28 protein-coding genes and 1 tRNA gene are annotated in these 20448 nt (G+C 63.0%); 6 read left to right on the top strand and 23 right to left on the bottom strand.

Features of this window, described 5'->3' with window-relative positions; genetic code table 11:
- Nucleotides 1-2: 2 nt before the first annotated feature.
- The 5 genes from AC1Q6E_RS24275 (at nucleotide 3) to AC1Q6E_RS24255 (ending at nucleotide 3606) form a co-directional block, all read left to right on the top strand.
- On the top strand, nucleotides 3-1328 hold the full coding sequence (locus tag AC1Q6E_RS24275) for a replication-associated recombination protein A (RefSeq protein WP_296557093.1): 1326 nt from the start codon (nucleotides 3-5) through the stop codon (nucleotides 1326-1328).
- 144 nt (nucleotides 1329-1472) lie between these two features.
- A complete protein-coding gene (serS, locus tag AC1Q6E_RS24270; protein ID WP_296557096.1) occupies nucleotides 1473-2795 on the top strand; it encodes a serine--tRNA ligase in 1323 nt (440 codons plus the stop codon).
- A 69-nt stretch (nucleotides 2796-2864) separates the two neighbouring features.
- On the top strand, nucleotides 2865-3041 hold the full coding sequence (locus AC1Q6E_RS24265; protein ID WP_152796763.1) for a DUF1328 family protein: 177 nt from the start codon (nucleotides 2865-2867) through the stop codon (nucleotides 3039-3041).
- A 91-nt stretch (nucleotides 3042-3132) separates the two neighbouring features.
- Nucleotides 3133-3223 (top strand) — tRNA-Ser (locus tag AC1Q6E_RS24260).
- Nucleotides 3224-3372: 149 nt separating this feature from the next.
- Nucleotides 3373-3606: a hypothetical protein gene (locus AC1Q6E_RS24255; protein ID WP_492573698.1), complete on the top strand. Its 234-nt coding sequence runs from the start codon at nucleotides 3373-3375 to the stop codon at nucleotides 3604-3606.
- Here the strand turns inward: AC1Q6E_RS24255 and AC1Q6E_RS24250 are convergent.
- From AC1Q6E_RS24250 to AC1Q6E_RS24195, 12 genes are all read right to left on the bottom strand, one after another.
- On the bottom strand, nucleotides 3593-4090 hold the full coding sequence (locus tag AC1Q6E_RS24250; RefSeq protein WP_492573697.1) for a DUF2514 family protein: 498 nt from the start codon (nucleotides 4088-4090) through the stop codon (nucleotides 3593-3595). The two genes, AC1Q6E_RS24255 and AC1Q6E_RS24250, sit on opposite strands and share 14 nt — an antisense overlap.
- The gene (locus tag AC1Q6E_RS24245; RefSeq protein ID WP_492573696.1) at nucleotides 4087-4560 is read right to left on the bottom strand and encodes a glycoside hydrolase family protein; all 474 of its coding nucleotides are present in this window, start codon (nucleotides 4558-4560) and stop codon (nucleotides 4087-4089) included. The genes AC1Q6E_RS24250 and AC1Q6E_RS24245 overlap by 4 nt, the downstream gene beginning before the upstream one ends.
- The gene (locus AC1Q6E_RS24240; protein WP_492573695.1) at nucleotides 4557-4823 is read right to left on the bottom strand and encodes a holin; all 267 of its coding nucleotides are present in this window, start codon (nucleotides 4821-4823) and stop codon (nucleotides 4557-4559) included. Before AC1Q6E_RS24240 ends, AC1Q6E_RS24245 begins: the two co-directional genes overlap by 4 nt.
- Complete coding sequence (locus AC1Q6E_RS24235) at nucleotides 4823-6286, bottom strand: hypothetical protein (RefSeq protein WP_492573693.1); 1464 nt, start codon at nucleotides 6284-6286, stop codon at nucleotides 4823-4825. The genes AC1Q6E_RS24240 and AC1Q6E_RS24235 overlap by 1 nt, the downstream gene beginning before the upstream one ends.
- Nucleotides 6287-6354: 68 nt before the next feature.
- Nucleotides 6355-6780 carry a tail fiber assembly protein gene (locus AC1Q6E_RS24230; protein WP_492573692.1) on the bottom strand — a complete coding sequence of 142 codons (426 nt, stop codon included), beginning with the start codon at nucleotides 6778-6780 and terminating at the stop codon, nucleotides 6355-6357.
- A 9-nt stretch (nucleotides 6781-6789) separates the two neighbouring features.
- Nucleotides 6790-7821: a gp53-like domain-containing protein gene (locus AC1Q6E_RS24225; RefSeq protein WP_492573691.1), complete on the bottom strand. Its 1032-nt coding sequence runs from the start codon at nucleotides 7819-7821 to the stop codon at nucleotides 6790-6792.
- Nucleotides 7808-8488 (bottom strand): DUF2612 domain-containing protein, encoded by a 681-nt coding sequence (locus tag AC1Q6E_RS24220; RefSeq protein WP_492573690.1) that lies wholly within the window; start codon nucleotides 8486-8488, stop codon nucleotides 7808-7810. Before AC1Q6E_RS24220 ends, AC1Q6E_RS24225 begins: the two co-directional genes overlap by 14 nt.
- Entirely contained in the window at nucleotides 8485-9690 is a 1206-nt protein-coding gene (locus tag AC1Q6E_RS24215) for a baseplate J/gp47 family protein (RefSeq protein ID WP_492573689.1), read from the bottom strand. Before AC1Q6E_RS24215 ends, AC1Q6E_RS24220 begins: the two co-directional genes overlap by 4 nt.
- Before the next feature lie 7 nt (nucleotides 9691-9697).
- Nucleotides 9698-10048 carry a contractile injection system sheath initiator gene (locus AC1Q6E_RS24210; RefSeq protein ID WP_492573688.1) on the bottom strand — a complete coding sequence of 117 codons (351 nt, stop codon included), beginning with the start codon at nucleotides 10046-10048 and terminating at the stop codon, nucleotides 9698-9700.
- Entirely contained in the window at nucleotides 10045-10671 is a 627-nt protein-coding gene (locus tag AC1Q6E_RS24205) for an oxidoreductase (protein ID WP_492573687.1), read from the bottom strand. Before AC1Q6E_RS24205 ends, AC1Q6E_RS24210 begins: the two co-directional genes overlap by 4 nt.
- 63 nt (nucleotides 10672-10734) lie before the next feature.
- Complete coding sequence (locus AC1Q6E_RS24200; RefSeq protein ID WP_492573686.1) at nucleotides 10735-11607, bottom strand: baseplate hub protein; 873 nt, start codon at nucleotides 11605-11607, stop codon at nucleotides 10735-10737.
- The gene (locus tag AC1Q6E_RS24195; RefSeq protein WP_492573685.1) at nucleotides 11604-11903 is read right to left on the bottom strand and encodes a phage baseplate plug family protein; all 300 of its coding nucleotides are present in this window, start codon (nucleotides 11901-11903) and stop codon (nucleotides 11604-11606) included. The genes AC1Q6E_RS24200 and AC1Q6E_RS24195 overlap by 4 nt, the downstream gene beginning before the upstream one ends.
- A 27-nt stretch (nucleotides 11904-11930) precedes the next feature.
- Here AC1Q6E_RS24195 and AC1Q6E_RS24190 point away from each other — a divergent pair, with 27 nt between their 5' ends.
- Nucleotides 11931-12242, top strand: a complete 312-nt coding sequence (locus AC1Q6E_RS24190) for a hypothetical protein (protein ID WP_492573684.1) — start codon at nucleotides 11931-11933, stop codon at nucleotides 12240-12242.
- 2 nt (nucleotides 12243-12244) lie between these two features.
- On the opposite strand, the gene AC1Q6E_RS24185 is transcribed toward AC1Q6E_RS24190, so the two are convergent.
- The 11 genes from AC1Q6E_RS24185 to AC1Q6E_RS24135 all read right to left on the bottom strand — a co-directional run bounded on the left by AC1Q6E_RS24185 (nucleotide 12245) and on the right by AC1Q6E_RS24135 (nucleotide 20448).
- Nucleotides 12245-12883 carry a phage baseplate protein gene (locus tag AC1Q6E_RS24185; RefSeq protein WP_492573683.1) on the bottom strand — a complete coding sequence of 213 codons (639 nt, stop codon included), beginning with the start codon at nucleotides 12881-12883 and terminating at the stop codon, nucleotides 12245-12247.
- Nucleotides 12883-14598: a hypothetical protein gene (locus tag AC1Q6E_RS24180; protein WP_492573682.1), complete on the bottom strand. Its 1716-nt coding sequence runs from the start codon at nucleotides 14596-14598 to the stop codon at nucleotides 12883-12885. Before AC1Q6E_RS24180 ends, AC1Q6E_RS24185 begins: the two co-directional genes overlap by 1 nt.
- A gap of 201 nt (nucleotides 14599-14799) precedes the next feature.
- Entirely contained in the window at nucleotides 14800-15198 is a 399-nt protein-coding gene (locus AC1Q6E_RS24175; protein WP_492573681.1) for a hypothetical protein, read from the bottom strand.
- Nucleotides 15199-15200: 2 nt separating this feature from the next.
- Nucleotides 15201-15632 (bottom strand): phage tail fiber protein, encoded by a 432-nt coding sequence (locus tag AC1Q6E_RS24170; RefSeq protein WP_492573680.1) that lies wholly within the window; start codon nucleotides 15630-15632, stop codon nucleotides 15201-15203.
- 9 nt (nucleotides 15633-15641) lie between these two features.
- A complete protein-coding gene (locus AC1Q6E_RS24165) occupies nucleotides 15642-17117 on the bottom strand; it encodes a DUF3383 domain-containing protein (RefSeq protein ID WP_492573679.1) in 1476 nt (491 codons plus the stop codon).
- On the bottom strand, nucleotides 17114-17659 hold the full coding sequence (locus AC1Q6E_RS24160; RefSeq protein ID WP_492573678.1) for a phage neck terminator protein: 546 nt from the start codon (nucleotides 17657-17659) through the stop codon (nucleotides 17114-17116). The genes AC1Q6E_RS24165 and AC1Q6E_RS24160 overlap by 4 nt, the downstream gene beginning before the upstream one ends.
- Before the next feature lie 3 nt (nucleotides 17660-17662).
- A complete protein-coding gene (locus AC1Q6E_RS24155; protein WP_492573677.1) occupies nucleotides 17663-18121 on the bottom strand; it encodes a hypothetical protein in 459 nt (152 codons plus the stop codon).
- Entirely contained in the window at nucleotides 18118-18570 is a 453-nt protein-coding gene (locus AC1Q6E_RS24150; protein ID WP_492573676.1) for a hypothetical protein, read from the bottom strand. Before AC1Q6E_RS24150 ends, AC1Q6E_RS24155 begins: the two co-directional genes overlap by 4 nt.
- Entirely contained in the window at nucleotides 18558-18989 is a 432-nt protein-coding gene (locus tag AC1Q6E_RS24145; protein ID WP_492573675.1) for a DUF4054 domain-containing protein, read from the bottom strand. The genes AC1Q6E_RS24150 and AC1Q6E_RS24145 overlap by 13 nt, the downstream gene beginning before the upstream one ends.
- Before the next feature lie 6 nt (nucleotides 18990-18995).
- Nucleotides 18996-19343, bottom strand: coding sequence for a hypothetical protein (locus AC1Q6E_RS24140; protein WP_492573674.1), 348 nt, complete (start codon nucleotides 19341-19343; stop codon nucleotides 18996-18998).
- A gap of 76 nt (nucleotides 19344-19419) precedes the next feature.
- The gene (locus AC1Q6E_RS24135; RefSeq protein WP_492573673.1) at nucleotides 19420-20448 is read right to left on the bottom strand and encodes a major capsid family protein; all 1029 of its coding nucleotides are present in this window, start codon (nucleotides 20446-20448) and stop codon (nucleotides 19420-19422) included.

Genomic DNA, 20448 nt, shown 5'->3' with positions numbered 1-20448 from the left:
CCATGTCCGACCTGTTCCCCGACGATACGCCCCCGCCCGCCAAGGTGCCCGACGCCGCCGCGCCGCTGGCCGAGCGGCTGCGGCCGCGCGCGCTGGACGAGGTCGTCGGGCAAAGCCATCTCCTGGGGCCGGGCAAGCCGCTGCGCGTGGCCTTCCAGTCGGGACGGCCGCATTCGATGATCTTCTGGGGGCCGCCGGGCGTGGGCAAGACCACGCTGGCGCGGCTCATGGCCAACTCCTTCGACGCCCAGTTCATCGCCATGTCGGCCGTGCTGGGCGGGGTCAAGGACATCCGCGACGCGGTGGTCGCCGCCCAGGCGGCGCAATTGAAGGGGCGCCGCACCATTCTTTTCGTCGATGAAGTGCACCGCTTCAACAAGGCCCAGCAGGATGCCTTCCTGCCCTATGTGGAAAGCGGCCTGTTCACCTTCATCGGCGCCACCACCGAGAATCCGTCGTTCGAGGTCAATTCGGCCCTGTTGTCGCGGGCGCGGGTCTACGTGCTGCAATCGCTCAGCGCCGAGGAGCTGCGGCTGCTGATCGCCAAGGCCATCGCCATGCTGGGCGACATCGAGTTCGACGAAGCCTCGCAGCAGCAACTGGCGGCCTGGGCCGACGGCGACGCCCGCCGCGTCATCAACGCCGTCGAAGTGGTGGCCGATTCGGCGCGCGGAGCGGGGCGCGCGCAGGTCGACGCCGAATGGCTGGAGACCGCGCTGTCGCAGAACCTGCGGCGCTTCGACAAGGGCGGCGACGCCTTCTACGACCAGATCAGCGCCCTGCACAAGGCCGTGCGGGGATCGGATCCGGATGCGTCGCTGTACTGGTTCTGCCGCATGCTGGACGGCGGCGCCGATCCGCGCTATCTGTCGCGCCGCCTGATCCGCATGGCGGTCGAGGACATCGGCCTGGCCGATCCCCGCGCGCTGGAAATCGCGACCTCGGGGGCGGATGTGTACGAACGCCTGGGATCGCCCGAGGGCGAACTGGCGCTGGCCCAGGCCGTGGTCTATCTGGCCTGCGCCGCCAAGTCCAACGCCGTCTACAACGCCTACAACATGGCCAGGCGCTTCGCCGCCGACAACGGCAGCGCGCCCGTGCCCATGCACCTGCGCAACGCGCCCACCAAGCTGCTCAAGCAACTGGGGCACGGCAAGCAGTACCGCTACGCGCACGACGAACCGCACGCCTACGCGGCCGGGGTCGACTACTTCCCGGACGGCCTGCGCGCGAAGTTCTACCAGCCCACCGACCGCGGGCTGGAAGCCAGGATCGGCCAGAAGCTCGCCTTCCTGCGCGAGCTCGACAAGGACGCGAAGAAGGGCTAGCCGCCGCGCGTGTCCGCCCGGACGCAAGGCTTTGGCCAGGTGAATGCCCGCCGGGGAGGCTAAAATCAGGCTACCCGGATCAGGCCGCCTCGTGCGCCGCCCGCCGGGGCGACCTTTTTCCCCTTCTCAACACGGCTTTTTCCCATGCTCGATATCGCTCTGCTGCGCAAAGACACCCAGGCGGTGGCCGCCCGGCTCAAGGACCGGGGCTACACGCTAGACCTCGACGGCTTCCATTCGCTCGAGTCGCGGCGCAAGTCGGTGCAGACGGAGACCGAAACCCTGCAGGCCCGCCGCAACGCACTGGCCAAGCAGATCGGCATGCTCAAGGCCAAGGGCGAGGACGCTTCCGCCGTGCTGGCCGAATCCCAGGCCATTCCCGCCCGCCTGAAGGCGCTCGAGGAAGACCTGGCCGGCATCCAGCGCGACCTGCAGGACATGCTGCTGGCCGTGCCCAACCTGCCGCACGCCAGCGTGCCCACCGGCGCCTCCGGCGACGACAACGTCGAAGTGCGCCGCTGGAGCCGCGACGGCAACGATCCCGCGCCGCTGCCCTTCGAGGCCAAGGACCACGTCGCCCTGGGCGAACCGCTGGGCCTGGACTTCGAGACCGCCGTCAAGCTGTCCGGCTCGCGCTTCACCCTGATGCGCGGCCCCATCGCCCGCCTGCACCGCGCCCTGGCGCAGTTCATGCTGGACGTCCAGACCAGCGAGCACGGCTACACCGAGTGCTACACGCCCTACATCGTCAACACCGCCACCCTGGTCGGCACCGGCCAGTTGCCCAAGTTCAAGGACGACATGTTCTGGGTGACCAAGGGCGGCGAATCGGTCGACGAGAACGGCGAAACCGTGCCGCGCGAAGACCTCTACCTGATCTCCACCTCCGAGATCACCCTGACCAACACCGTACGCGGCGAGATCGTCAACGCCGAATCGCTGCCCATCAAGCTGACCGCCCACACCCCGTGCTTCCGCTCCGAGGCGGGCAGCGCCGGCCGCGACACCCGCGGCATGATCCGCCAGCACCAGTTCGACAAGGTCGAGATGGTGCAGATCGTCCACCCCGAGCGCTCCTACGATGCGCTGGAAGAAATGGTCGGCCATGCCGAAACCGTGCTGCGCAAGCTCGGCCTGCCGTATCGCGTCGTCCTGCTCTGCACCGGCGACATGGGCTTCGGCGCCGCCAAGACCTACGACCTGGAAGTCTGGCTGCCGGCCCAGGCCGCGTATCGCGAGATTTCTTCGGTGTCCAATTGTGAAGCCTTCCAGGCCCGGCGCCTCCAGGCACGCTTCCGCAACGCCCAGGGCAAGCCCGAACTGCTGCATACGCTCAACGGTTCCGGCCTGGCGGTGGGCAGGGCGCTGGTCGCGGTCCTGGAGAACTACCAGCAGGCCGACGGCAGCATCGTCGTGCCCGAGGCCCTGCGGCCCTACATGGGCGGGGTGGAGCGACTCACTCCGTAACATTCGCTGCCTGTCCGACTCCCCGGGGTGCGTTAGGGTTGAAAAACCTACATCCCGGAGGAGCCAGCCATGTTGAAATGGGCATTGATCTTTTTCGTGGTCTCGATCATCGCCGCGCTGTTCGGATTCACCGGCATCGCCGCCGGCGCGGCGGCCATCGCCAAGTTCCTGTTCTTCTTGTTCCTGATCCTGTTCGTGATCTTCCTGGTGCTGGGGCTCACGGTGTTCAAGAAGCTTACGGATTAGCGACTGGAGGACACAGCGCGAATTTCTGTGCTATATTTGCGGGCTGTTGTCTGGTTCCGGCCACGGGCCAGGCAAGCACTGAAAGGTGCACGGAGAGGTGGCAGAGTGGTCGAATGTACCTGACTCGAAATCAGGCGTACGGTAACCCCGTACCGTGGGTTCGAATCCCACCCTCTCCGCCAGTTTCTACGCCATTTTCAGGCGTTCAATGAAGCCCGCGAAAGCGGGTTTTTTTGTTGGGGTGGTGGGGGATTTATTGACCGGCTGCCTCACATCCAATCGAGGCTGTTCTCCGGCGCCCTATACTCTCTGTCCATGTAGGAACTGAAAGATGGACAAAGACGACAACGGCATCCTGGGTCAGATCCACGGCGAGGCCATCGCCCAAGCGACCAACGCGCTGCCCGATCCGGCAACCGCCACGAACCTCAACCCCAGCGTGTTAATCACCGTCGAGCATGTCGGCCGGGTTCGGATCCGATTCGTCCGAAAGCAGGCCAGACACAACAAGCACCGCCACTATTTCTGGGCTGCCGTGCGGGCCGAGCGGGTCACTGCCGAATAGCCCGCACGTACCCCTGCAACCCCATCAGTCTGGCCCCGAGCCTGTCAGCCTCTGCCGCCACGTCGATATATCGGTCGACGCACTGGCCGACCACGAACCGCAGCACGGCGGCGTTGTCGGGGGCTCCATCCAGGCCGGATCCGGTGCTGGGATCCTGGGGGGCGACACCACCACGGCCGGCGGCGTTGAGTTGCTGGCGCAGCCGGTCACGCTCAGCGCGAGCACCAGCAGCAGCATCGGCATATTGCGCCTCGCGGGCGCGGGATTCTGTTCTGACATGCTCAACCGCTCCTTGCATTTGCGACTCGACCGCTCTGGTTGCCGCCTCGGCCTGGCGCGCAGAGTCTGATATCGCCGCCCGTTCCCGGCTCCAGTCCCGCTCCAGCGCCGCGATACGCTCGCCGTAGCGCCAACCCTGGGCGAGACCTACGGCGATGCCTGCGAGCGCCGCCACGGTCCCGTATCGCAGCCAGGCGGGGATCATGCGGCCCCCTGAACGCAGATATCCCGCGCCAGCGCCCGTCGCTTCGTGAGCCCAGGCAGCGGCATCAGAATGCCGGCGATCCGCGCATTGTCCCAGCGCGGCAACTGATGGCAGGCGTCCAGCAGCCGGCCGGCGGCCAGGTATCGTGCCGCGGTGGACGCGCGCTGATTGCACGCGATGGTGGGCCCGAGGTTGTAGACGGCATCCGCGAACGCCGCCAGGACCTCGACTGGCAGGCCAGGCACGCACCGCTCCACTTGGTCCACGGCCGCCAGCATTTCGCTGGTGAGCAGCCCACGGCATTCGTCCGTGCTCTTGTAGTCGTCCATCTGCACACCGCGCGTGTAGCCGAAACAGATGGTCGGAATGCCGACGGGGTCGCGGTAGGCCCAGTTGCGCAGCCCCTCGGCGGGCGCCGCGATGGCGACAGCGAGAGCGGCCGCTGCGGCCCGGGTTTGCGTGGGGGTCATAGCTCGCACCTTTCATGGATCGCTGCCATCTGGGCATCGTGCAATTCCTGGCGGCGGCGCTCTTCGGCTTCAATGGCCGCCCGCTCGCGCCGGTCGCGGCGTCGCTGGTAGTAGACGTTGGCCAGCGCACCCAACAGCGCGATCAGCACGCCGGCCCAGCCGATCCAATTCACCGACGCGATCCAACCCAGGACGCCGATGCCGGCCCCCGTTTCCGTCGTTCGGCTGGCATAAAAAATTGCAGAATCTTCGATTTGCATCATCAAACCCTCGCGGTAAAGCCGATGATCCACAGATTCCCGGCGGGGTAATCCGCGGCAGTGATGCTCTTGGGATTGATCTGGCTGCGACTGTTCAAACGAATTGCGAAATTCGTGGATGGAGACGGCTGTGTGGGTTGCCGGCGGCTCTGGGCGCGCACGATGAACTTGCACAGAGCGTCCAACGAACTGGTGATCTTCACACCCGACGTGTTGTATACGTTGAGGGTGATCGAAGAGCCCGCGACCGCGGTCAGTACCGGGTGATATGGCGTAGCGAATGCCGTGGCTCCGGCGTCGTAGCCGAACACATCGCCCCCGGTGGCAACAAGAATGAGGTCGCCCGTCGTCGGGTTGTAGCTGTCGATAGTCAGGTTTTGCGAGTTGCCGACGATATTGAAACCGCTGTTCCACTCAATACGTGCCGAGTGAACGAGGCCCTGCGCGCGCACGAATGACACGCGAGTCGTGTTTTTGTCGACCTGGGTCGCTTGTGCCAGCCACTGGCCTGGCTCGGCACCTCCCTGCTGATCCACGTTGATTGCGGCATTCGGACAGTCAGCATGCGTGATGACAAGATAGCCGCCCGCCGCATCCCACGCGATCGACTTGATCCCGTTGCTGAAAGGCACATTCCAATCGCCACTCGAGGAACGTGAAACCATTCCCGCTATGTCGCGGTAAAGGGTGATTTCGGTGGTGTTCTCGCCTACCGATGTGCCGAGGCGCAGCCCTGTCTGTGCAAGCGTTTCATCGACTGCGGCGATCACGCCACCAGTGATGTTGCCGCCGATGTTGTGGTGGATTCGAATGACGGCATCCGTGGTCTCGATCTGCATGCCAGCGCCAGCAGCGTTCCGAAACCCTACGGGGGCATGCCCGCTGTAGTCGATCAGTTGCCAGAATTTGAATGGATCGGATTGATCGCCGTTGTTTCGGATCGTGCCGACGATTGGGGATAGGGCGACACGAGATATGCCAGGGAAATATTCCCATGCGCTAAACCACTTTTGCAGGGAACGCTCGACGGTCTCGATGAGGGCTGCGGGCGAGTGTTGGTAACCCACCAGAGCTGATCCCGCCGCGGCAGATAGGGCGGCCTTGAAGTTGTCGACCACGCCGGCAGCTTCGCCGGCAGAGGCTGCGGCGTTCAGTTCCGACTGATGCGCCGCTTCTGCACTAGATCCGGAATTGGTTGCGCTCACCTGGGCCGCGGCCAGATTGTTGCCACTCTGAACGGCAGCGATCTGGGCATCAGCGGACGCGGCCTGGGCCGCGGCTACTCCGGCATTTACCTCCGCCAACAGGCCGCCTTCATTGATGGCGGCGTTGTTATTCCAAACCTGCGTCGCGAGAGACGGCAATAGGCCATTCTCGGTTTCAACATATGTGCCAACAGCGCCGTGCACATATTCGTGATTCTTCGCGACGTCTTCACTGAGGACTGGAACGTCTTGGGCTGTCATTTTTGGTTTCCCAAAAAACAAAAAACCCGCTCAAGGCGGGTTTCGGTTCATGCGGAATTCAAGATTGGTCAGGTCGGCGGCAGCGGCCACGCGATCTCGATCGGAAATCCTTCTTGTTCGTTGATGCGATTGAGTGCCACGCGATAGCTCTTCCAGGCAGTCAGGCGTGTCTGCTCGTCTGCCGTGTTGGTGCCGAGATCGACGGCGTCCTGCAAGGGGGCAATGCGTAATGCGGCCGTAGAAAGCAGCGCATCGCGCTTCGCGAAAGCTCCTTGCTCGAGTCGCTCGCTGGATGCGGGAGGGGCGGCTTTGGCGGAAGGCGTGGCATTCGACCAGTCGATAATTTGACCCATCGCCTGAGCGTCGATCAGCGCGATATAGTCTTCATCGGAAATCTCGATGCCGTCCGAGGGCCAGGTTCCTGCTGATTCGTATTCGGCACGCATATCAAGAGGGAAGAAGCCGCACTGTTGCCTGGATGCGATGATTGTCATAGTGGCTCCTCAGTAGCCAATGGCCTTGTAGGTGTAGGCGGTGTTTTCGTATACGCCGGTTGGGTTTTTTCCATACCCAAGAAATGTGGATAGTGACGATCCGTTCGGTGCCCAGCCTGTCGGCTTTGAACCGCTTCCGCTATCGGATGAGGTGACGTTCAAGATGGCATTGGGAAACGCGATGGGCAACGTGACGATGTCACCATCGCCAGTCGGGAGAGTTAGGCTTCCCCATTGGATGATGATGTCTCGGCGTACCCCGCTAACGAGCGACGGCACTTTCATGTAGCCACTGGTAGACAGGGTGGCGGAGAGCTGAGCCAGGTTCAGGGCATGCGGCCCCTGCGTTGCCGTCCCGACCTGGAGCGGATCGACCAGCGCATTCGAACCATTGCCGCGCACGATGGCGGCGCCTCCCTGGGCGAGCGCAACTGGAGTGCCCCCAGATACCAAGGTTGATACCGCGAACGCCCCGGAGGTAAGGTTCACAATGTGCCACTCGCCAGCCAGGGGCGGGAGAATCACCTGCACATTGCCGGTCAGCGTGCCGGTCAACAGGATGAGCTGTCGACAGTATTGGGCGGGGGTGAGAGTGACATTCACGGAGGTAAGGGCAACAGAAGTCGCTCCGCCGGCCGCCAAGGGTGTCCAGTTTGCAGCGCTTCCGTCAGTGGCATCTGGATTCGATGTATTGGCATCGACAAGATTCATCCACAATCCATCGTTGGCGATATTCAACAACACCGCGCCTTTCGGATAGCCTCCCACACTGCTCGCAAAGTCCGCGTCAAAGTGAAATAGGCCGCCTGCTGATTGCCATTGCTGAACGGCCGTTATGGCAAACAGAATTCCGTTGAAGTCGGCACCAAAAGGCGGAACGCCGCCCGCCGCGACAGGAGTAAAGGTCAATGGCGGAAAGCCTGTCGTGAATGACGCAAGTCCAGGCGTTGCGCTGACCTGAGACGGAACAGGAATGGTGTTCTTGGTGCCGCTGTCGGCGAACGGCAATTGGATCTTGAAGGGTGCGTTAGATGCCAGCATGGATGAGCCCCGATGAGGTAAAGAAGACGCCTTGACCGAATGGCAATCCGGCGCCCTCGTTAAAGCCAAATGTGGTGGGTAACGCGACCTGCAGAATGTTGACCAGTACCCCAGCGGGCCGCGGAATCGCTCCGGATTGGGTCAGAATCGCAATCTCAAAGGGAGCTAGGTCAAACTCGAAGACATAGCGCATTTCCATGTTGCCGGTGTCGGTCACGTAGCACCGTCCGCGGCTGCTGAACATGGTTTGCAGCAGGTTGTTCAGCGATGGGGACGTACAGTCCGAGATATTGGTCAGCGCCTTGATCAGTATCAGCGTGCGATAAGCGTCGTCTGCCAGCACATAGGTCTCGGTGGGCAAGTCTCCCGCGTAGAGCGGCGCCTGACCGAACGGTTGCCAGTCGCTGGCTTCCTGGTAGCCCAAGAACGTGATCTCGCCTGGGATGGTCAATTCGCGCCCAACGCCCACGATCCTGCCCCAGATGTCGAGGCCGAACCCTTGCGCCGTGAGTACGTTCCACACATAGCTATAGAACACCTCCAGATCGGCATCAGCATTGACGCTTTCATCGAAGCTGTTAAGCAGTGCGATGACGGTCGGGCTGTTGCCATATTGGCTGATCAGCGTGTCGCGCACTAGGCCGGTGTTGGGAGTGACGTTGCTCATACGAGCGTTACCGTGATGTCATCAGGGGCGATGGTTGGCCGGCGGTCGATCGGCACAACGACCGATGTTTCGGTTGCCGTGGATGTGCCGATCAGCACGGAAAGGAGTTGCACACTCGGACTGACCGCGGCGACCGGTGCGTAGTAGCGGCTGGCGAGGATGGTCGAGCCGATGCGGGCGCGAATGCCGCCATCCGTCCCATTAAAAGCAGCGACCACAGCAGCCTTGACCAGGGAAACGATGTTGGCCGGCAGGCTCGGGTTATTGACGATCTCGATCGCGTATAGAACGGGAAGATCTGTCGGGATCTCGAATTTGACCGTGTAGGAGGGATAGGGGTAGCCGTAGCCCTCGGTGTCCTGCACGACAACCGATGTGTTGCCGTTGTAGTCGGAACCATTGCTCTTCTTCTGCCAGATCGCGCGCGCGATGTCCGCGGCGGCACCACCGATAGCGGCGACGTAGATCGAGTGCGGCACCAGGGTATAGCCGCCGATGGTCAGTGGCGCGCTGGTCGGGTTTTCGGTCGCGTACGCGTCCAACACGCCGTCCACGTTCAACACGTTGGCATAAATCGCCTGGATCGAACCCTTGGCGTTGATGGCCACCGAGTTGCGCCGCCGTTCCTCGAATTCCGCCCGACTTTCCACCGTGGCACCCGGCGTACCGTCGCCGCTGTTGTTGATGGCGTCACAGCCCGGGATGGCCTGGTAGATTCGGTTCAGCGAGCCGGCTGGGCACGGGATAGGCCCTGTCACAGAGCATGCGAACTGCAGGTCAATGCTGCCGCCGGCCGGGATCGTACCGGCCTGGGTGCAGACGTACAGGTTGCCGTCGGTGGCCTGCGCGCGAGCGCCGACCTGGATGACTGTGCCGGCCAAGCCGATACAGGTCGCGATCACCGCCGTGGGGCGCCCCGGCTTTCGATCGATGAAATAGATGCGGCCGATGGCGTCCTGCATGCGTCCAGCCGCAAAATCGGGATCCACTTGGTTGACCAGAGAGGCAATGGCGGCGTTCTTTTGGCCAACAATGGCAGTCTGCGAGGCAGCCAGTTGGCCCTGCGGGGTCTCTGGTGCTGGGTTCAGGCCGCCGCCGAATGCAGCGTCCATATCCGCGCGCACGCCGGCCAGGATGTCGGCCTCCTGCGGCAGCACGAGGCCGGCTGGCGTGAACTCGATATCGGGCACGTTGGTTGGCATGGGGTCCTCAGAAGTTGACGATCTGCTCGATGTCAGCGCTGTCGGTGACGATGACCTGGCCGGTGATGGTGCGGTCAGCGAAATTGATCGCATCGCATCGAGCGGCAATGACGCCGGGCACGGTCAGCGCGGCTTTGACGATGGCGGCCTGCACGACGGACAGGGGTGGCCATTGCCCGAGGATGTCCTGCCAGTACGGAATGCCCTTGGTCGTGTCGTACCAGCACTCTCCCTGGAACAGCTTGACCGCGCAGGCGACATCCTGGGCAAGTGCGTAGGGGTTGGTGGCGGCGGCGATGTTGCCAGCGGCATCCACCACGAGATCCCAGGCCGTCCGATCGAGCAGCAGAGATTTCATGATGGGTTCGGCTCCGCGGTGTTGCTGCTGCCCGGTTCGACGCCGCCATGCGTGTGCGTGCTGACGCTGATGCCCGCGGCGGTCAGATCCTCGATCACGGTGACAGGGCCCCGCAGAACCGCATCGCCGCCATGCTCGCCCTGGCCCTGCACAAGATGGCCGTCGAGTTCGATGACTGGCGCGGACAGCGTGATCTTGGAGGGGGACGAGATCTCGATGCCCGCATCCGAGAAGCGCAGCCATTGCGCGGGCGTACCGTTGAGCATGCCGCCCAGGTACATCCCATCGGCCATGTCGAACATGCGCGCGGAGCCCGGATTCGCCTGCGCACGCGTGGCCTTGACGGACGAGATATCCCGGTCCGCGAACACGGCAACGCCGATATCGCCTGGCTGCGGGTCGATGATGACCGCATTGGCGCCCCCCTGGATGCGCAGGTACGGGAGCCGGTAGACCGTCACGTGTGGCACCGCGTTGCCGAAGCCGTCGAGCTGGTTCACCAGCGGCTGCACGTCCACGAAGCCGACCGGCGAGAGGGCGCCGTCGTTCGTGCAGGAGATGATACGGACGAGGGTGGCGGTGCGGACATTCGCCAACATCTGGCGGATGACGAAGGTCAACACATTGAATTGCGATCCATTTGTCCGTGGATCTATTGCGCCTTGGAATCCTAGTTCGGTTGCCATTTATACCGTCCTGATTTGGCCGCTGGCGGGGAAACCTTGAATATGTGTAAACCAATTGCCATTGGGTACTTCCGCGTCGATGGCGTGCACAACGTTATTCACATTCCAGCGCCCATTCGCACCGAGGAGAGAACTGCGGACATCCACCTGACCGCCCTGAACGATGTTGGGATTGAATACAGATGTCAGCTCCAAGCCATTACTCGAGAAGTTTGGAAAGCTAGCCAGCCCGGTTTCAGGCGAGATGACGGGTATGCCTCCAGCCCGAGCGCCGTCCTTCGGCCAAATGGCCAGCACTCCGCGTTCGAGAACAGCATTGATCTTCGCGGCAATCGCGGCGGCCTGGATCTGCATCCAGGCGGTTCCAGGGAGATAGGGCGAACTAAGAACGACGTGCACGCCGTTGTTTTCAAATGCGGCGCCGATTTGCTTTGCCAGATCTGCCATAATCAGCGCTACGTCAACAGGCCCGCTATATGAGCGAGGCTGAACCGGCTTCACGATCTCGAACAAGCCGGCGAGGGCGATGACGTTGAGATAGACCTCGGGAGCTTGTCGGGAGTCGCGCCAAGAGCTGGTGATCGTTCCCGCATATATCTCGGACAATCCAGATTCATCGTTACCCGCCGAAACCGAAATGAAGTTTCTCCGGACCTGGGTGTTGATCGGGCCGATCACGGTCAGTCGGTTCATCAAGCTTTCGCTCAGTCCATACATCCGCAGTTGCAGCGCTCCCATGGAGCCGCCACCAGGATTGGAAATCGTTGCGGTGGTTCGGTAGCCTTTCAATGTGACCACATCGGCGCCATTCTCTCCGTATTGACCCTCCCCAAGAGAGATCGTTACTTCGATTCTCTTCTTGCTGAAACTCATAGTTCTGTTGCCTCCAAATATGCGAGCAGGAACCGCGCGCCCAGCTCCGCATATTGCGGATCGTCTGTCCCTTGCGTGTCGTAGAAAATCAAGTCCCCGACGAAGCCCAGATACTCCTGTCGTATCAGCCTGACGCGATCGCGGCACAGCACGCATGTGCGTATCGGTTCGTCGTTGATGGCGAGATCGAGATACGTTCCCGTCGTCTTCTCGTATACGTTGATTTGGCAGCTTTGGCCCGCAAGAACGACGCTGAGTTTCTGGGATGGCGTCGCAGCAAGAGGTATGATTTGCACCGAATCGCCTCAGATCGAGAGAGCAAAATGAAAAGACTTGCTGCCGCCGCTGCGGCCTTGATACCTCTGGCCTCGCATGCTTTGGGCGATCCAGAGAGGTGCGCTGCTCTTGGTGCTGCGTGGCCAATGGCGATTGCAGCTCACAATCAAGGCCTGACCCCGGAAGAGGCCTTTAAGGTCGTGGCTCAATACCGCGTCCTGAGCGAACAAGAAGTCAAATCCGTCGTCAATGAGGTCTATTTCAACCCTCAGCTGATCGGCATCAGCGGCGCAGATCTGCAAGCTGCGGCCTCCAAGCGGTGCTATTACGAGCAACAGCCGGCAAAGCCCCTCAAGTAGCCTCATGGCATCGCCCCCGCCTGCGCCGTCGTCGGTGGCGCCGCGCGCACCTGGCCTGTGCTCTGCGGGCTCGCGCCATTCACGCTCTTGATCTGCTCGGCCGCCAGCGGCTGGTTCCCGCTCGCGGAATACATGGACTGCGCCACCACGCGCACTTCACGCAGCGATAGGTCCACAACCAGCATGCTGACGCCGTTCTGCACCTCGCGGCGGTAGTCGTAGCTGATCAGCGTGGCGTTCAGGTAGGTGGCCTCGGGCGTCACCACATCAAAGAGATCGACCGAGCGCACCATCGTTTCGCAAGTCGCCAGGAAATTGGTCCGCGTCGCGCGGTCGGCCGCGATGGCCATGCGTACACGCACATCGAAGGGCGTCGCCACCTTGTTGTAGCTGGCGAAGGTGTTGGGCTCCTGCGGGTAGTCGGAGACACGGGACTCGTTGCGGAAGTCCAGGCCCACGAAGGAGTCAGGCTGAAGCGCCAATTGACCGCCCTGGTAGATGCCCCACACGGGCGCGATGGCCTGCGCCAGGGCGCTCAGGATGGCGCCGCTGATGCCGTCGGAAGGCGGGATGACGACGGTGCGCGGGAGCGCGGGCACGCCAGGCACATCCGGGACATTGGGGAAGGGGATCAGCGGCATCAGTACGCTCCCTGGTTAATCTGTCCAGACAGCATGGGGTGGCTTTCAACAGCGCTACGCATGTCCTTGGCGATCTCGTTGGCATCCGTCGCGCGGGTCGAAATATTGATCTCGCCGATACGCACATCGACAGATCCTGAACCCCCAATGCTGCGGAAGGGGGCACCGCGCGCGCCGATGCTGCGCAGGATGTCTGCGTCCGCCACGTATCCCGCGCCATTCTCGTGGTTGATGATGCCGCGGATCAGCGCCAGCATTTGGCCAGCGTCGTTGACGTCGATCTGCTGGTTCGCGCCCAGGCCAGTAGATTTCACCAGCGCCTGAATGTAGGCGTTGACGTCGTTCTCGACGGCCGGCGCGTAGGTGCGCACGATCTCGTCTATGGTGTCCAGACCTCGTGCGTAGTAGCGGCGCAGTTGGCTGTACAGCGCTGCGATGCCTTCGCCCATGGATTGGAAGACGGCGAATCGACCGCCGGGACCGGATTCCTTGCTGGCGCCGGCCTGACCGACGAAATTGAGGTTCCCTGGATTGTTGTTGCGAATGCCGCGTGGCAGGGGGGCGCCTGCCACGCCCGACGTTGTCCCCGACCCCAGGGAGCCGGGGACGCCACGGAATCGATCCCAGACCGCGCCGAGGAACTCGCCGGCCGGCATATGGAGGGATGCGCCCAGCCAATTCCCCGAGTCCGCCTCTCGCCGCCCCCTGGCGGAGTCAGTATCGGGCAATCCCAGCCAGCGGGCTGCCTGCAGGCCCCCATAGGCGGCCGCGCCGGCCAGCCCCAGCCGGCCGAGCACCGCCAGGCCGCCGGCAGCCATACCGCCGCCCAAGATGCCCAGGGCGGCCCCCAGGAGCTTGATGGCTGCGGCGGCTGCCAGGAAGCCTGCGGCGGCGGCCGTGACGTTGGGGTGCCGCGCCATGAGGTCCAACAGCTGGTTCAGGTACGGCAGCGCAGATACCAGCACCGTATTGGCGATCCCCTCGAGCGTGGTCTTGAAGTCCGCCCACTTGGCGTTGAGCTCGGCCAGCTTCTGGATCTGGGCGTCCGTGAGCTGCAGCAGGCGGCGCTGAGCGGATACCTGTGCTTCCAGCGCCCCTGGGCCCTGCTTGAGCACAGAAAATTGCTCGTCCGAGAGGCCCATGCTACGGCCCCAGGCTCGGGCCATTTCCGGGTTCATCTCGTTGAGCCTTTGCAGCACGCGAGACATCTCCAACACCATTTCGCGGGGGCCGCGCATGGCCTCGTTGATGTCGCCCCCTCCAGGACTGTTCATGATGGCGCGAAGGGCCTCGCCAATTTCTCCAGTTGTGCGGAACCGTCCGATCTCATCCGCCGCCCGTTGGAACAACCCGGTGGCGTCCGCCGCCGTGCCCCCCGCGCGCTCGAAGGTCTTCTCCCACGCCTTGAGTTCCGAGGCCGACATCCGCAAGTTGCCGCCCAGGTTGCGGAGCTGCGTGCCGGTCTGGAGCGCATCCTGCATGAAGGACTTGAGCCCCTTGCCGGCAGTCAGGATAGCGATCAGGGAGAGCGCCTCGCGCTTGGTCTTGGCGAAGAACTCGGCGGCCTGTTTGCCGCGGGCCTCCATCTCCTTGGCTGTGCGCGCAGCTTCGTCGGATGTCTGCTTGAGGCCCTTGCCGACCTGGGCGCGGCCCTTGTTGAAGTTCGACGGGTCGAGGCCCAGGGTGACAACGAGCGCGTCGATGATCGTCGCCATGTCGCTATTCCCTCGGTGCCAAGCTGTCGTTGTGTGCGTCAACCACGGCGACCTCGATAAGGTTCCACATGTCTTCGACGCCATAGACCGTGTCGAGCTCGTAGAGAGTCGCCAAGCGCTTCGAGACCACCATGCCGATCAACTTAGGCACGTTCACATACTCCCGCAGGCGCGGATCGTGTTTGCCATGGCCGGCACCCGTCAGGATTGGACGCCGGCCTGCAAAAAATCCGCGTGCAGCTTGAAGAGCTCCATGCGCAGCTTCAGTCGGGTGGCGATTTCCTCGATGTCGTCCTCGATCAGGTCGCGGACCACCTTGGGGCTGGGCTGGCACTGCACGCAGCGGAACATCTCATCCAGCAGCGGCTCGGCCTTCTCCCATGGGAGGTTGCCGAATGCCTGGATACCGTACCGGGCGAGACCAGCGAATCCGGCATCCTTCAAGTCGTCGGGCACTTCCACGCCCGAGCCGGCCAGGGCCGACAGCGCGCGCAGTGCCCAGCGTTCGGCCTGGGAGGCGGGCATCTCGGTCAGAACGAAGACCTTGCCCTTATCGCGCCCGGCGGCGTCGATGGTGATGGTGAGTGTTTTGCGTGCCATGGTCAGAACGGAGCCTGTGTGCAGGATTCGAAGGTGACGGTGAACTTGCGGGACTGAAGGATGCGGCGCCCGGCCGGCATGGGGCTGTAGCCCGTCAGGAAGCCCCGCGTGAGCGCCCATTTCTGACTCGTGCCGGGCAGCTTGACGCTGGCCTCGGCGATGAACACCTCGCGCGCGGTGCGCTGGAACGCTTCCCAGGTGTCGAATACCACCATGGAGGGAGAGTCGGCCTGCAGCGTGATCTCCAGGGGCACGGGATACGGGGTGTAGCCGCCCGAGAGATGGCCGTCCACGCCCATCACGACTTCGGCCGGCGCGACATCGGCGGCCGCGAACATGTCGTCGGTGGAGTAGCCCTGCAGTTGTTGCGGGGTCGGGAAAATGCCGGCCACGGCCAGCATGATGACGGAGTTGGCATTTGTGAGGGTGGCCATGGTTGTCCCTTACATGAGTTCGATGGATGCGAGCGTGAGCTTCTGCACGGCCTGGCCGTCCATGTACCAGAAGGTCATGGGCGGCGTACCACGCGCAGCGCGGACCTGCGCCGACGCCGGCTGAATCTGCAGGTACCAGCCGCGCGTGGAGAGTGTGGTGGAGATGTCCAGGCCGGCGGCGTTGTTCACGAGCGCCGCCTGTTGGGTCGACAGCACCACGCCAGACCGTACTGCGCCGAAGTTCAGCGCCGCGTTGATCGGGTCCATGCAGGCCTGCTCGATGAGGCTGTAGCCGCCGTCGTTGTAGGGAATCGATGGTGCCGCGGTCAGCAGCGACATGAGCGCGAGTTGGAACCCGTTGTTCATCCAGATCTGGTTGACGTAGCTATCGGCCCAGGCGTAGTCGCCGGAGACCTGGCCCGGGTAGAAGAACACGAACTGGTCGTTGGCCGTGGCGTACGCGCCGTAGAAGTTGTAGCCGTTGGCGATCAACACATCGCCCGTGGTCTGGTCTTGGACGGACGCCGAGAGGCCGCCTTGGCCCTTGAATGCCAGCGTGATCCGACCGTTGAGTCGTTCGAAGTCGATGCTGGCGATGGTGCCCAGCACGAAAGCGGCATGCAGCTTGTCCTGGTAAACCGGGATGCTGCCGAAGTAGTTGGCCGCCTTGATGAGCGCACCCCAGCAGGAGGAGCTGTTGGACACGACCGCCTGCGCATCGGTGTCCCAGCCGGCGTAGGCGTAGCGTCTGTTCGTGCTGTTCGTCCAGGCCGAGAATGCGACCTTCTCGTCGGTATCGGGCTCGAAGGTGGTGGTGAAGGACGCCCAGTTCTGGGTGATCTTCGTTATGGCGGCCATGGTGGTAGTTGGCACGCCGGCCACAGCGCCCTGGGACAGGACGGCGCCTGCAGCCTGGGTCAGCTTCAGGCTGGTCGAGAGCGTGCCCGTGGCGAAGGTGATGGTCGACGCCGCTCCGTCCGTCGTGGACGCGATGACGAAGGCCTGGCGCTGCGCGTCGTAGGTGACGGCCGGACCGCTTGTGAAACCAGCGGCAATGATTGTCGCGGCGTTCGAGAAGCTGGTGGCCGCCGACAGGTTGATCGTGCCCGAGGTCTTGACGACGCCATCCACGGTCAGGATCAGGGTTCCCGATAGGGCCTTGATCTGATCCAGCGTCATGCCGGTCAGCGAACCGCCACGCACGTAGGCGGAGACATCATCGAGCGGGTATTGCGCGAAGAGCAGGGCGCCGGGTTTTTTCGTGGAGTTGTCGTAGCCGTTGAAGTACACGGCGCCCATCTTGGCTTCGTCCGATGTGGGGCCGAAGAAGTCCGCAACATCGTCAGCGTTCGAGAAATCCATCACGGCGCCGATGGGCACCGCGGTGCCATCGGTCAGGATGAGGCCATTGAGGTCCAGGGCCGAGCCGCCGGCCCCGATGACGCCAGGATTGACCTGGACTATTGCACTTGCGGGGATGGTCATGCTTTCGCTCCCGATGGATATGAGACATCGACGTTGACGAGACCCACCGACAGCGAGCGCGCGAACTGCTGCGGTAGCGTGACGGCGGGGTTGATCTGGAAATGCGCTTCGAACGTCCAGCGCTGCTCGTACTGTTGTTCGCCGTTGATGAGCGGGGTTTGGCGAGCGTCAGACGCGAAAAGAGGTTGCAGGTTGGCGTCGACTTCGCGGAAGAAGTCGCAGGCCTCGGGGTCGCGCAGCAGCATCGTGAGCATCGCCGCGCGGTTGCCAGACTCCTTGCCATAGCAGTCGATCTGTGCCGCCCACTCCGTCGCGCGAGAGACGGTTGCATCGGACGCTTGGTCATCGTCGCGGTATCGTCGCACCGTGGTAGCCAGCGGCAATTGCAGGAGGGGCGTAACGGCGATGAAATCGCTGTCGGGCATCGGCGCACGGTTGCCCTGGGCGCGAATGACGGGACAGTCGACATACCGCAGCATGAACTGGCGCAGCGCGGCCATGATCTGCTCTTCCGTCAGCGTCTGATCTGTGGCGAGGCCCATTGCTCAGTCCTGAGGCCAGTACCCTGGCTCGGTGACGTTGATGAGAGTATGGAGCTGGTCGAGGACGTATTGCGGCAACTCCGAATTCTTCTGCTGGACGACCGCGACCTTGCACCATCCGCTGGTGTCCCAGGTTTCCAGGACTGCGCCAATGAGCCACGTGCGGTCATGGAACACCAGGATGTCGCCGCCCTTGCCATAGGGCCGCACGACACCCTCCGTATTTCCGTTCATGTAGACGGCACGCAGGACGCCCTGCAGGTTCAATCCCTCCAGGTGTTCCAGATCCTTGCCGGTGAGTGCTTGGACCTGAAGCGGTACGTCATCGACGCGCGAGTACGCCGGGATCTGCGTACCATCACCGATTGGATCTTGGGTATAGCCGTCGCTGTAGAACACCGTGCTGGTGGTCATCGGGTTGACGGCGGCTACGATCGGGGCGACGAGGCCGTGCAGGTTCATTCCTGCACCTCGAAATCGACGCTATTGAGCATGTGCGACGTGTCGATCAACGGCTTGGAGAAGCCCTTGCGGCGGATCGTGGCGGCCTTGAGAGGTGGCGAAACGAGATCGCGAATGGAGGTCTGCAACTGCCCCCGAATGCCTTCGCCCATCTGCCCCAGCGTCTGATCCAGATCGTACGCGTTGGCGACAGCCAGACGCCCCATAGACGCACCCCACCCGGAGGCCTTCTTGGTGATCATGCTTCGGAAGTAGGACCGCGGGGGCAGATTGTGGCTGGGATCGCCGAACTCCTGAATGGCGGCCACGTAGGGCACGCTGGTGCCGTCCGGATAGGTCGAACCCTCCAGGAACCCCACACGCAGCGTCCCGCCTTTTCCCATCTTGCGCGCGATCTCGGCGAGTTTCGCCTCGAGTTTGTCGCCGCCGGAGAGCCCTATTGCTGCCATGGTCGGTTGAAGGGGTACGGGAGTTCGACGGGAGGCGGCACGTAACGCCCGATGCGATACTGCGCGGTCGCCTGCCAAAACATGGCTCCGTACTGGGTCTGCATGAACCAGGCAGCCGTGCCCGGTACGCCGTCCATGGCCGCCTGGACCGATACGGATCCTTCGGTCGCGCTGTTGATGCGGCCCACCAGCGGGCGCGGCCCTTGGCCATTCTCTCCGTATGTCAGCGCGGCAACGTGTGCCGTCACAAGGTCGAGCAGCAGCTCACGCTCGGAGATGTCCTGCACGACGCTGCAGTCGGTGTTGTTGACGTACAGACCCGCCTGCAAAAACGCGTACTTCAACTGCGCGTCCGTCAACGTGGCGAAGGATGGGTGAACCACCTTAAAAGCGGCTGGATCAAAGACGACGACAGCCATGACGATTTACTCGGAAGCCTTCTTCTTGCGGCCCTCATAGTTCTCGGCTTGAATGCCGGGAGCCGGCGCTTCGGGATCCAGGCCCTCCAGGCCGGTCTTGAGCGAGATCTTGTCCTTGGCTTCGGCGCGGATGGAATCGGCGCGGTCCTGAGCGAAGATCAGGCCCTTGGCCAGCGGCTCGAAATCGTTGTACGCGGCCCTCCAGGCTTCGAAAAAATCCTTGTCCACGGTGGTGATGCCGAAGCCGGCAACAGCCTCGGAATGGTTCGATCCATTCAAGCGAACGGGCTCGGCGTTGGGCAACTCCATGATGAGGCCGTGGGGCAGCTTGCAAGCGACGGATACGTTGGGCATTGGTGATTCCCTGAAATAAAAGCGGCCCACCGAAGTGGGCCGCGAGGGTGGGCAGGAGAGAGTCTGCTGCTGTGCGCTACAGGCCAATCATCTGGGCAATCAGGAACGGCCGTTTGATGATGGCCCCCCAGGTGCCCTGGGATTTCTTCTGCTGGAACGACGACAGGCCGCGGATGATCGGATGGGCACGCAGCTTTTCGGTGAACGCCACATCGACCGTATCGGCGCCTTCGATCTCGTCGGCGATCAGCTGCATCAGCTGGCCGGAGTCGGTGGCATACTCGACCGCGGTCTCCACGCGCAGGTTCGGGAAGTTCTTCTTGAGCTGGTCGCTCACGTTGACGTTGTACTGGTTCGTCTTCGTGAAGTTGGCTTCCATTTCCGGTGACAGCGCCAGCGTCATGCGCGTCTCGCGGTCGACCAGCCCCTTGGCCTGACTCACCAGTTGCGTGTACAGCTTGGCGATATCGCCGTAAATCGCTGCACCATCCTTGGTGGCCCAGGTGGTGCCGCTGCCGGATCCGGTCGCATTCGGCGCGATCGGAGACGGCAGGGCGGGGTCGTTCAGCAACCCATAGTTCTGCAGGCCCGAGATGCCAAAGAAATAGCTGCGGTTCTGGAACTTGTTCAGCACCAGCGCCGACGCCACATTCAGTTCATTGGCCCAGGCGATGCGCGCGAGACCGGCCATCTCCAGTTCCCGTTCGCCCCATTGGGTGATGGTCTGGTAATGGTAGGACTGACGTTGCGGGAAGTTCGCGTTGGCGCCGGCCGACCCGTTGTTGCTGTAATCGCCGTACGAGCTCACCTCGCCAGTGCTTTCGATCACCGGAAAGGTGGCCGTCAGTGTGGTCCAGTCCCCCTTCTTGACCTCGCCGGCAATGACCGCGGCCTTCATGGGAGTGGTGAGCACCCGCGTGAACGCCGGGTCGATGTAGTTCGCCAGGTACGAGGGGATGCCCGCGTTGCTGACGGTGACCAGCGGCCCGGCAGCGTCCATTGCCAGGCCGTAATCGTGGGCGAACTCGGCGGGAACGTAGTCCCGCACGTCCGGCATGTAGATGCCGTAGATGCGCTCGAGGCGCGCGAAATCGGAATGTCGCAT

This window comes from Pigmentiphaga sp. MLSB6-MA01 (assembly GCF_058793475.1).
Note: the sequence above shows the minus strand (reverse complement) of the source record. Positions and strands in the feature narration are given on the sequence as shown.